General features: G+C 65.2%; 9 protein-coding genes, 1 tRNA gene and 1 pseudogene. 6 read left to right on the forward strand and 5 right to left on the reverse strand.

Going from position 1 to position 11,002, the window contains the following annotated elements; translation table 11 throughout:
• A partial coding sequence (locus tag Tchar_RS12565) for an ATP-binding protein (RefSeq protein ID WP_161595533.1) occupies positions 1 to 305 on the forward strand: 305 nt, incomplete at its 5' end.
• 225 nt (positions 306 to 530) lie between these two features.
• Positions 531 to 2,195 carry an acyl-CoA dehydrogenase family protein gene (locus tag Tchar_RS12570; protein WP_144329343.1) on the forward strand — a complete coding sequence of 555 codons (1,665 nt, stop codon included), beginning with the start codon at positions 531 to 533 and terminating at the stop codon, positions 2,193 to 2,195.
• Between the two features lie 5 nt (positions 2,196 to 2,200).
• Here Tchar_RS12570 and Tchar_RS12575 read toward each other — a convergent pair.
• From Tchar_RS12575 to Tchar_RS12590, 4 genes are all read right to left on the reverse strand, one after another.
• Positions 2,201 to 2,291 (reverse strand) — tRNA-Ser (locus Tchar_RS12575).
• A 223-nt stretch (positions 2,292 to 2,514) separates the two neighbouring features.
• On the reverse strand, positions 2,515 to 4,518 hold the full coding sequence (locus tag Tchar_RS12580) for a methyl-accepting chemotaxis protein (protein WP_144329344.1): 2,004 nt from the start codon (positions 4,516 to 4,518) through the stop codon (positions 2,515 to 2,517).
• 65 nt (positions 4,519 to 4,583) lie between these two features.
• Complete coding sequence (locus Tchar_RS12585; protein WP_144329345.1) at positions 4,584 to 5,495, reverse strand: SPFH domain-containing protein; 912 nt, start codon at positions 5,493 to 5,495, stop codon at positions 4,584 to 4,586.
• A 104-nt stretch (positions 5,496 to 5,599) separates the two neighbouring features.
• Positions 5,600 to 6,124 carry an NfeD family protein gene (locus Tchar_RS12590; protein WP_236640461.1) on the reverse strand — a complete coding sequence of 175 codons (525 nt, stop codon included), beginning with the start codon at positions 6,122 to 6,124 and terminating at the stop codon, positions 5,600 to 5,602.
• Positions 6,125 to 6,364: 240 nt separating this feature from the next.
• Between Tchar_RS12590 and Tchar_RS12595 the strand changes: the two genes are divergently transcribed.
• The gene (locus tag Tchar_RS12595) at positions 6,365 to 8,656 is read left to right on the forward strand and encodes an arginine/lysine/ornithine decarboxylase (protein WP_144329347.1); all 2,292 of its coding nucleotides are present in this window, start codon (positions 6,365 to 6,367) and stop codon (positions 8,654 to 8,656) included.
• Between the two features lie 215 nt (positions 8,657 to 8,871).
• Complete coding sequence (locus Tchar_RS12600; protein ID WP_144329348.1) at positions 8,872 to 9,093, forward strand: YdcH family protein; 222 nt, start codon at positions 8,872 to 8,874, stop codon at positions 9,091 to 9,093.
• An 84-nt stretch (positions 9,094 to 9,177) separates the two neighbouring features.
• Here the strand turns inward: Tchar_RS12600 and Tchar_RS12605 are convergent, their stop codons facing one another.
• Positions 9,178 to 9,672, reverse strand: a complete 495-nt coding sequence (locus tag Tchar_RS12605; RefSeq protein ID WP_144329349.1) for a C40 family peptidase — start codon at positions 9,670 to 9,672, stop codon at positions 9,178 to 9,180.
• Positions 9,673 to 9,868: 196 nt separating this feature from the next.
• Here Tchar_RS12605 and Tchar_RS12610 point away from each other — a divergent pair, with 196 nt between their 5' ends.
• Entirely contained in the window at positions 9,869 to 10,465 is a 597-nt protein-coding gene (locus tag Tchar_RS12610) for an isochorismatase family protein (RefSeq protein WP_144329350.1), read from the forward strand.
• Between the two features lie 277 nt (positions 10,466 to 10,742).
• Positions 10,743 to 11,002: pseudogene (locus tag Tchar_RS12615) on the forward strand (thiosulfate oxidation carrier protein SoxY); the annotation flags it as partial.

Genomic DNA, 11,002 nt, shown 5'->3' on the forward strand with positions numbered 1-11,002 from the left:
CCAAGCTGCTGATCATCGATGAACTGGGCTACCTGCCGCTTGAGCCGGCGGCCGCGCACCTGTTCTTCCAGCTCGTGTCGCGGCGCTATGAGCGGGCCAGCATGCTGATCACCAGCAACCGGCCGGTTGGCGAGTGGGGGCAGGTGTTTGGCGACGCGGTCGCCGCCACCGCCATCCTCGATCGGCTGCTGCACCACAGCCAGGTCATCACGATCCGGGGCGACAGCTATCGGCTGCGCGACAAGCGCCGCAGCGGCCTTCTGCAGAAGGCCGCTGCCCCCACCCCGATCACGTCAGAGAGTTGATTAACCCGGGGGTCAATTCCAGATGTCGTCAGGGGGTCAAATCTTCGTGTCGCTTGACACGGGGCATCCGACATCGCGCACGGCCTGGATTTCCGCCCTCCGTACAACCCCTGTGGTCTGCCACTGCGCGATGGCGTAGGATGTGGCCGACGAAGCGACGCCAAGCCCGCCCTGGCGTTTGGCACCATCGGTATCCTGCGCTCGACACAAAAGTGCCCATCGTCCATGATCTCGACGCCCATTCCCGCCGCATGGCGCACGCATGAGGTGCGCAACCAGGTGCTGGAGGCCTGGCACATCGATCCTTGGCACACCGATACGGCATTGCAAGAGGCGGTGCGCCGTGGCCCGGCGGCAGACAGCGCGGCTACGCTGGCCGCCATCGGGGCGCAGCTGGCCAACCCGACGCAACACGAGGCAGCGGCGCGCGCCAACCGCAACCCACCGCAGCACCAGCCGTACGACAGCCGGGGCCACCGGGTCGATCGGGTGGTGTTCGACCCAGCGTGGCACGAGCGCTTGGCCCAGTTGCGCGCAGATGGTGTGGTCACACGGCCGTTCGAGGACGCGCACCCTGGCCGCTGGACCGAGTGGGCAGCCGCTTTTTATCTGCATGGGCAGGTGGAGCAGGGATCGCTGTGTCCGGCAACGATGACCTTGGCGGCGATCCCGTTGTTGCGCCGTGAACCCGCCTTCTGGGCGTGGGGAGGGGCGCAGCTGCTCACGCGCGCCTATGATCCGTCCGATTGTGCGCTGCCGAACAAGCGCTGTGCATGGATCGGCATGGGGATGACGGAAAAGCAAGGAGGATCGGATGTGCGCGCCAACGCCACCGTGGCCCGATCCGACAGCGATGGCTGGCGATTGCGCGGCCACAAGTGGTTCTACTCGGCCCCCACCAGCGATGCGCATCTGGTGACGGCAAAAGTGGACAGTGAGGACGGCCCGGTGGGTTGTTTTTTCGTGCCACGCTGGCGCCCCGATGGCCAGCGCAACGGCGTCCTCATCCAGCGCCTGAAGGACAAACTGGGCAATCGCAGCAATGCCAGCGGTGAGGTGGAATTTCTGGATGCGTGGGCGCTGCCCGTGGGGGATGTGCAGCGCGGCATCCCGACCATCTTGGAGATGGCGACCACAACGCGCCTGTGTTGCGTGCTGGGCAGCGCGGCCATCTTGCGCCAGGCTCTGGTACAGGCGCTGCACTATGCCCGGCGCCGCCTGGCCTTCGGGCGCGCGCTGGCCGAGCAGCCGCTGATGCAAACCGTGCTGGTCGATTTGGCACTGGAAAGCGAAGCCGCGCTGTGGCTCGCCCTGCGACTGGCGCAGGCATTCGAGGCCGCCGATGACGCCCTGCTGGAGCGCGCCTGGCAGCGGATTCTGACTCCCGCCGCCAAGTTCTGGGTGTGCAAGCGCGCCATCGCCTGCACCGCTGAAGCCATGGAGGTATTGGGTGGCAACGGCTATGTAGAGGACAGCCTGCTGCCGCGACTGCTGCGCGAGGCCCCGGTGAACTCGATTTGGGAGGGATCGGGCAACATCATGTGCCTGGATGTGCTGCGTGCCATCGGGCGCCATCCAGAACAAGCGCGGGCGCTGCTCGCTCACGTGCGCGAAACGCTGTCGAGCGATGAACCGGCAAGGGCGGCCTGCGAACGACTGACTCAGGCGCTTCATGCCGAACCGACGGCCTGGGAGGGACGGGCCCGCTGGATCACTCAACAGTGGGTGTTGCTGACTCAAGCGGCCCTGCTACGCCAACACGCACCCACGGTGCTGGCAGACGCCTTTATCGCCTCTCGCTTCACCGATGGCGGCTATGTGGCCGGAACCCATACCCACGCGCCACAGGCGGCGCGTTTGATCATGCAAAGGGCGCTGCCGCTGGCCTGAATGCATGGCGGAGAGAGGGGGATTCGAACCCCCGAGGGGCTGTTAACCCCTACACGCTTTCCAGGCGTGCGACTTAAACCACTCATCCATCTCTCCGCGGGCAGGGGTGGATTGTACAACGCCCCACACTCGTGGTTCACGGCTCGCGGGCTGGCGCCAGGCGTGCGTGCCAGCCCGACGCCGCCGGGCGACGGGCGGTGAATGGGCTGGCGCCAACGATACTGCGCCATGAGCCCGGCCAAGTGGGGGCGACACAGGTCCACGATGGGGGCTCAAAAATCGTTGCGTCGAAGCCGTGCCCAGGGACCTGTGGTGCCCGTTAGCGACCCACCTGTGTGGCCACCGGCGGCAGAGCGATACCGCCCGAGGAATCGGCGATGGCGATCTTGAACTGCGCCACCGCCTGCCGCAGCGCCGCCACGTGTTGGCCCAACTCGTGCGCGACTTGCACCGACGCTTCCACCATGCGCTGGCTGGCTTGCGTGCTGCGGTCGATATCCTGCACGGCCTGCGTGACTTGCTCGACACCGGCCGACTGCTCACGCGCACCGACGGCGATCTCTTCCAACGCCTGCCGCGCTTCTCGAGCCGACTCGACCATGCCTTGCATGGTTTGACCGGCGGACTGCACCGCCCCCGATCCCTCTTGGATCAGCGTGAGGCTTTGTTGAATCAGCCCACTGATCTGACGCGCGGCCTCGGCGCTGCGTTGCGCCAGCTGCCGCACCTCGCCGGCGACGACGGCAAATCCGCGCCCAGCCTCGCCCGCCCGTGCGGCCTCGACGGCGGCATTGAGCGCGAGCAGGTTGGTCTGAAAGGCGATGCCGTCGATGACCGAGGTGATGGAGCCGATCTGATCGGCCGCCTGCCGGATCCGCTGCATGCTCTCGACGGCGCGTGCCACCACGGCGCCGCCTTCTGCCGCCAGCGCGGCGTTGCGCTCGGCCACCTGCACGGCCGCGTCGATACGATCCAGCCCCGACTGCAAAGTGGAGGAGATCTCCTCCATGGCGGCGGCCTGCTCTTCCAGCGCGGCGGCGGCGTGCATGGTGTGCTCGCGCAACTGACTTGCGTTGTGCTCGACTTGGCTGGCGGTCGCTTCCAAGGCTGTTCCGACGGTGACGATATCGCGCACGGAGTGGCGCAGCGACGAGTAAACGCGGGTCAGATCCTGGATCAGATCGGCCGGCTCGTCGCGCCCCCAGGGTCGATTGGGGCCCGCCAACACCTTGCCTTCGGCCACATCGGCCAGGTGGCGGCGCACCACATCGATGCCACCGCGCGTGACACGATAGAACCCGACGAACAGATACAAAGCCAGCAGTACGCTGACGACGACCACTGCAAGCATGATGCCCAGCTCGAGTTTGAGCGTCGCCTCGCGCTGGGCCAGCAGCGCATCCAGCGCCGGCAAGGCCGCATCGAGCCAGCCGTACAGGCCCTCGACGACGCTCGCTTTGTCCCGGAAGTACGCCGTTGGCTCGTCGGTGGCCATATCGGCCAGAATCTCCTGGCGAATCTGCACCACCATCGAAGCAGCCGCCAGTAACGCAGCAGGGTCGGCGGTCGGCATCGCCGCTGCCATCTGGTATGCGCGCCACTGCCGCAGGGACCGCTGCACAGCCACATCAAGCCGCGCGGTTTGCTCGGCGAGGCGCTGCGCCGTCTCGGCATTGGGTGAGTGCAGCTGGAATGCCGCCAAACGTCGCGCCTGCGACGACGCCAGCAACATCTCGGGCGCCTCGATCACGCTGGCCGCCATCAGGTAGTAGCTGGCGGCTTCGGGATCCAGCAGCAACGCCGATGTCTCGGCAACATGCTCCCACAGACGCAGCGCTTGGTTGACGGCCGAGGCCGTCGGTTGATCAGCGGCCGATCCGGTTTGCTCCTGCACCGCTTGCCGCAAGCGCTGCAGCGGCTCGGCGGTGCGCAAGACATCACCCACTGTTGCATCGAGCGCAAGCAGGTCATCGAGCTGCTGACGCAATTGCCCTGCCGCCTGTTCGCGCTGCGCTGCAGCGTCCGAGATGCCGAACAACCCCCCGTCAGCCAATGCCCGGTGCTGCTGCGCCGCCTGCAACACGGGTTTGAGCGCCAACAAATACGCCACGCCTGCGCGTTCGCGCTGCGCCACCGCAATATCCTGCCATAGCGCATGCGTCATCAATACGCCGCTCAGAAGAATCGGAACCCCAAAGCACACCGAGATGAGTGCTGCCTTGGCGCCGAAGCGCAGGCGGCGCATCAAGCGCACGGCAGGGGTAAAGAGCCCGTGGTGGCGCCAAAGCTGCTCGGATGAGGGATATGAGGCCGTGATCTCCATGGGTGGTCGGTCGTGTTGTTTTGGTTGTTGCAGAGCGAGGCGAGGGGGAGCAGACGGCACTCGGCTCAGCGGCGCGCCGTCTCCAGCATTTTCATTGCAGAGCCGATCAGTGTCGCAATTTCCGACATGTTGCTCGGAATAATGAGCGTCGTTGCCGCGTCGTGGGCCACTTTGCTGTAGGCGTCCACGGCGCGCTCGGCCACCTTGAGCTGCACCGCTTGCTCGCCACCCGGCTGCCGAATGGCTTGGGCGATGCGCTCGATCGCCTGGGCAGTGGCCTCGGCCACCTCACGGATGGCGGCAGCTTCGCCCTGCGCCTGGTTGATGGCGGCTTGCTTTTCGCCTTCGGACTTAGCGATGAAGGCGGCGCGTTCGCCTTCGGCCAAGTTGATTTGCTCCTGGCGCTTGCCCTCCGAGGCAGCGATCAACGCGCGTTTTTCGCGCTCGGCGGTGATTTGCGCCTGCATGGCGCGCAAGATCTCCGCTGGCGGCGTCAGATCCTTGATTTCATAGCGCAGCACCTTCACGCCCCAGTTCAGCGCCGCTTCATCGATGGCATTGACCACCTGCGCGTTGATCATTTCGCGCTCCTCGAAGGTTTTGTCCAGCTCCAGGCGCCCGATGACGCTGCGCAGCGTGGTCTGCGCCAACTGCGTGATCGCCAGCACGTAGTTCGACGAACCGTAGCTGGCACGCATCGGGTCGGTGACCTGGAAGTACAGGATGCCGTCCACTTTGAGCTGGGTGTTGTCTTTGGTGATACAGATCTGCTCGGGCACGTCGAGCGGGATTTCCTTGAGGCTGTGCTTGTAGGCCACCTTTTCGATGAACGGAATGACGAAATTGAGCCCCGGGCTCAAGGTACGGTCGTACTTGCCCAGACGCTCGACGACCCAGGCGGTTTGCTGCGGCACGACCTTGACGGACTTGACGACGAAGATGACGGCGATGACGAAGAGCAGGACGGCGATTTCCATGGAAGCGGCCTTTCGGGTGTGCTGAGCAGGGACAGGGAAACGGTGCGCGGGATGTGGGACGGCACGACAGCGTCACGGACTGCGCAAACGTGCACGGTGCAGCGCTACCCATGCGGCGGCTGGCCAGCCGCATCGACTCCTGCGGGTGAGGGCGCGGCAGGCGACGCGGGGGCGATGACGAGCCGGTTGCCGCGCACGGCCACGATGCGCCAGGTCTGCACCGCTCGCAAGCGCTGGTCATCGGCCTGCCGAGAAGGGGTACCTGCCACCGGCGCCGACGACCCCTCGATTTGCGCCAGCCAATGCGCACCGCGATGGCGTACGACGGCACAGCCATCGTCCTGCCAGTGCTCGACGTGCACCAAGGCGCCCACGTCCAGCAGCAAATCGGGGTTGGATTCGGGCTGCGCGTGGCGTGCGCGTCGGCGGCGCCAGATGCCCCACACCGCCACCGCGCCCCCGCCCACGACCGCCGCAGTGACGAGCTGAGCGGTCTGCGCTACTCCGAGCATCGCCGCCACGGCGCCCGCGGAAAAGCCCAGCGCCAGCATCAAAAGAAAAAAGGTACCGGTGAGCAGCTCCACCACCACCGCCGCCCCGGCCAGCAGCCACCATTCAGTTGCATCCATCACACGACGACTCTGTAAGACGAGAACACCGGGCTGCACGCCGCCACGCCCGCTCGCGCGTCCGGTTTCCCAAGCCGGGATAAGCGGCAGGGGCGCGTTGACGCATGGCGCTTTATACCGCGACCGCCAGAGCCATGGCTGCATGCCTGCCATCGATTGCGGTACGTACGACGGCCCTCGTGCGCTTCACGCAAAGCTCGTACACTTGGCGCGATTTTTCTCACCTTGCCGCTGCCGCCCATGAAATTCCGCTTTCCCATCGTCATCATCGACGAAGACTATCGCTCGGACAACACCTCGGGTCTGGGCATCCGCGCGCTGGCGCAGGCCATCGAGGCCGAGGGCTTCGACGTCGTCGGCGTCACCAGCTACGGTGACTTGAGCCAGTTCGCCCAGCAGCAAAGCCGCGCCAGCGCCTTCATTCTGTCAATCGACGACGAGGAGGTCACGGGCAACCCCGAGCAGGACCCGGCCGTGTTGAATTTGCGCGCCTTCATTCAGGAAGTGCGGCGCAAAAACGCCGAGGTCCCGATCTATGTGTACGGCGAGACGCGCACCAGCCGCCATCTGCCCAACGACATTCTGCGCGAGCTGCACGGCTTCATCCACATGTTCGAGGACACGCCCGAGTTCGTCGCGCGTCACATCATCCGCGAGGCCAAGGCGTATCTGGAATATATCCAGCCGCCGTTCTTCAAGGCGCTGCTGGACTACGCCGAGGATGGTTCGTACTCTTGGCACTGCCCCGGGCACTCGGGCGGGGTGGCGTTCCTGAAAACGCCAGTCGGACAGATGTTTCACCAGTTCTTTGGCGAGAACATGCTGCGCGCCGACGTGTGCAACGCGGTGGAGGAGCTGGGTCAGCTGCTCGACCACAACGGCGCCATCGGTGAGAGCGAGCGCAACGCCGCGCGCATCTTCAACGCCGACCATTGCTTCTTCGTCACCAACGGCACCAGTACCAGCAACAAGATGGTGTGGCACCACACCGTGGCGCCCGGCGACGTGGTAGTGGTGGACCGCAACTGCCACAAGTCGGTGCTGCACTCGATCATCATGACCGGCGCCATTCCGGTCTTTTTGAAGCCGACGCGCAACCACTACGGCATCATCGGCCCGATTCCTCAGAGCGAGTTCGAGCCCGAGTCCATTCGGGCCAAGATCGCCGCGCATCCGCTGCTGCAGGGCGTCAAGGCCGAGGAAGTGCGCCCGCGCATCTTGACGCTGACGCAGTCCACCTATGACGGTGTGCTCTACAACACCGAAACCATCAAGCAGATGCTCGATGGCTATGTGGACAACCTGCACTTCGACGAAGCCTGGCTGCCACACGCGGCGTTTCACCCCTTCTACGGCACGTTTCACGCCATGGGACGCAAGCGGCCGCGCCCGCAGCACTCCGTGGTGTACGCCACCCAGTCGATCCATAAGCTGTTGGCCGGCATCAGCCAGGCCAGCCATGTGCTGGTGCAGGACTCGCAAACGCAAAAGCTCGACCGTCACCTGTTCAACGAAGCGTACCTGATGCACACCTCCACCAGCCCGCAGTACAGCATCATCGCCAGCTGCGACGTGGCCGCTGCGATGATGGAGCCGCCAGGCGGCACGGCACTGGTGGAAGAAAGCATCGCCGAGTCCCTGGACTTCCGGCGCGCCATGCGCAAGGTGGACGCCGAGTTCGGCCCGGATGAGTGGTGGTTTCAGGTCTGGGGACCGGAGGAACTGGCCGAGGAGGGCATAGGCCGGGCCAACGACTGGGTGCTCAAACGCACCGACGCCGACGGCGTGCAGACCGCCGATGGCGAAGACGCCTGGCACGGCTTTGGTGACATGGCCCCGGGCTTCAACATGCTCGACCCGATCAAGGCCACCATCATCACGCCGGGCCTCAACCTCAAGGGCGACTTTGCCGCCACCGGCATTCCGGCCAGCATCGTCACCAAATTTTTGGCCGAGCACGGCGTCGTGGTGGAAAAAACCGGCCTGTACTCGTTTTTCATCATGTTTACCATCGGCATCACCAAGGGCCGCTGGAATACGCTGCTGACCGCGCTGCAGCAGTTCAAAGACGACTACGACCGCAACCAGCCCATGTGGCGCGTGATGCCGGAGTTTTGCCGCAAGCAGCCCCGTTATGAGCGCATGGGCCTGCGCGACCTGTGCCAGTTCGTGCACGAGATGTACGCCCAGTACGACGTGGCGCGTCTGACGACGGAGATCTACCTGAGCGACCTCACACCGGCGATGAAGCCCAGCGACGCCTACGCGCAGATTGCACACCGCAACACCGAGCGCGTGCCCATCGACGAGCTGGAGGGGCGCATCACCACGGCGCTCATCACCCCGTATCCGCCCGGTATTCCGTTGCTGATACCCGGCGAGGTCTTCAACCAAAAGATTGTCGACTATTTGAAGTTTTCGCGTGAATTCAACGCGCGCTGTCCCGGTTTCGAGACGGATATCCACGGCCTGGTGGTCGAAGAGACCTTCGATGGCAGCAAGCGCTACTACGCCGACTGTGTGCGGCGCTGAAGCCGACAGATGCCCGCGCGTGCCACGGCCCGGGGCCCGGACGTGGGCCACCGACCGGATGGTCTTTGCGTTGGATCAAATCCGGGCCGCCGTGCTGCCGCCGATCGCCTCGGGATGGGCTGCGCTGCGTTACAGTGTCGATGTGGGCGCTGTGTACAGTCGAGCGGCCGTGCCGGCGCGGCTGCGATACGAGGCGCCCCCTTGCAGGAGGTTCTATGTTTCCGGAATATCGCGATCTGATCAGCAAACTCAAAACCAGTGACCACCATTTCGCACGCTTGTTCGACAAGCACAACGAGCTCGACGAGCGCATCCAACGCATGGAGCAGGGCATCGAGCCGGGCAGCCACGAGCAGATCGAAACGCTAAAAAAAGAAAAACTGCTGCTCAAAGATCAGCTCTACGCGATCCTGCGCGAAGCGGCAACGGCTGCTTGAGCCCACCGCCAGCGCGTATCGCCCACCACAGGGTGGGTGCGCGCTACTGCTGGCGTCGCCGTGCACGGCGCAGCGGCGCCGGTGTCACCCTTGGGGACGAGCGTCGGGGCCAACAACGGCATCCCAATCACGGGTCTGCAGTGGCACGCGGCGTGCCCCGTCGAAACGGCTGCGCCAATAACGCTCGTCCATTCGTTCCAGCCGCACCTGGGCGCCGCTGCGTGGCGAGTGTACGAAGCGCCCCTGCCCAATGTAGATACCCACGTGGCTGAAAGGCGTGCCCAGCGTGTTGAAAAACACCAGATCGCCGGGTTGCAGCTCGTGTGGTTCGATGGGCATCGTCGTCGCCGCTTGCTCGGCCGCACGGCGCGGCAGAAGCACGCCCATCGTCTCCCGAAACGTGACTTGGACAAAGCCGCTGCAGTCCACCCCATCCTCGTAGGCTGCGCCACCGCGCCGGTATGGCACTCCGACGTAGGCCATGGCATATACGAGCGCTGCCGCGTGAACGTTGGCAGCAGGGGGATGGGGCTGGTCGGAGAAGGTGGCGATTTCCCCGCGTTGCTGCAGCAGTTCCATGATAGGATCGGCGCCCGTTTGCGCCACCGCAGCCCCGCTGGCCAGAGCGCAGACCAAGCCAATCCCCACCCGACACCGAGTCAGGACGCGCTGGCAGGGATCGGTACGCGGCGTGGTCATGATCGCGCCGAAGATAGAAGCAAAACACACCTGTCGTCAAGCGTGGGGACGCAGGCCACCTCCTCTCAACTCGCCCATGTTACTGGATGCACGTGACAGCCAGCTGGTGCTGATCGACTATCAGCCGCGCTTGATGCCCGCCATTGCCCACGGCGATGACGTGTTGCAACGTGCCGCCGTGCTCAGCGCGCTGGCGGCGCTGTGCGAGGTGCCGATGTGGGGCACCGAGCAGTCCCCCGAGCGCTTGGGCCCCATGCTCGAGCCCTTGCGCAGTCGCTGCCGCCGCCTTCTGCCCAAGACCGCCTTCAACGCGTGTGACGCCGGACTGGTCGATTGGCTGCGCCCACGGTCGGCCCAACCGGCGGGCAATGCCCGCAGCCTGCCGCGCCACCTGCAAAAGCCAGCGCCGCCGGTGCGCCAGACCATCGTGCTGGCCGGCTGCGAGGCGCATGTGTGTGTGCTGCAGACCGCCTTGGGGCTACTGGAACACGAGTTTGACGTGTGGGTGGTCACCGACGCCAGTGGTTCACGCCGCGAGCGTGAGCGCGACGCTGCCTTCGACCGGATAGCGGCCGCGGGGGTCGAGCTCGTGACCACCGAGATGGTGGCCTTCGAGTGGTTGCGCGACGCGCGTCACCCCCAATTTCGCGCGGCGCTGGCCCTCATCAAATGAGATGGGCGTGTGGCGGCGCGAGCGCGCTGCGCGGCGCCCGTGGCCACCCGTGGCGATCGCACTGGTCCACGTCCCAGGATAGTCACGCGGCACATGGCAGTGAAGCGATGTCATCCATAGCTTCAGACTATCAACGCTATCGAATATTTGCATTTTTAGGGTAAATACGGATGCGCAGTCGGTTCGCCGTCGGTACCATTCGCCCGTCTGCTCTGGCGAAGGGACAGTTTGAACGGCCGAGCACCGCGACCGATCTCGACGAGAAGGAGCATGTCAGATGAAAGTCAAACACAGCAATCGACGCGCCGTGCTAAAGGCCGGCGGGGCGCTGGCGACGCTGGTGTCGCTGGGGGTGGTGACGGCCGAGCAGGCGCTGGCCGCGCCGCGTGAGGCCTTTGCGGCCAAGTCGCTGGCCGATGCGCTCAAGGCGCTGGGTGGTGGGGCGGCCACCAACGATCAGGTGCAGATCGTCTCGCCCGACATCGCTGAAAACGGTGCGGTGGTGCCGGTGGGGGCGGTCAGCCGCATTCCCAACAC

The sequence above is a fragment of the Tepidimonas charontis genome (assembly GCF_007556685.1).
Taxonomy (GTDB): Bacteria; Pseudomonadota; Gammaproteobacteria; order Burkholderiales; family Burkholderiaceae_C; genus Tepidimonas; species Tepidimonas charontis.

What these genes read in the sequence shown, in the direction of transcription:
- Tchar_RS12570 (WP_144329343.1), top strand. Translation starts at nt 531, where the DNA reads ATGATCTCGACGCCCATTCCCGCCGCATGGCGCACGCATGAGGTGCGC.
- Tchar_RS12580 (WP_144329344.1), bottom strand. Translation starts at nt 4,518, where the DNA reads ATGGAGATCACGGCCTCATATCCCTCATCCGAGCAGCTTTGGCGCCAC.
- Tchar_RS12585 (WP_144329345.1), bottom strand. Translation starts at nt 5,495, where the DNA reads ATGGAAATCGCCGTCCTGCTCTTCGTCATCGCCGTCATCTTCGTCGTC.
- Tchar_RS12590 (WP_236640461.1), bottom strand. Translation starts at nt 6,124, where the DNA reads ATGGATGCAACTGAATGGTGGCTGCTGGCCGGGGCGGCGGTGGTGGTG.
- Tchar_RS12595 (WP_144329347.1), top strand. Translation starts at nt 6,365, where the DNA reads ATGAAATTCCGCTTTCCCATCGTCATCATCGACGAAGACTATCGCTCG.
- Tchar_RS12600 (WP_144329348.1), top strand. Translation starts at nt 8,872, where the DNA reads ATGTTTCCGGAATATCGCGATCTGATCAGCAAACTCAAAACCAGTGAC.
- Tchar_RS12605 (WP_144329349.1), bottom strand. Translation starts at nt 9,672, where the DNA reads ATGGAACTGCTGCAGCAACGCGGGGAAATCGCCACCTTCTCCGACCAG.
- Tchar_RS12610 (WP_144329350.1), top strand. Translation starts at nt 9,869, where the DNA reads ATGTTACTGGATGCACGTGACAGCCAGCTGGTGCTGATCGACTATCAG.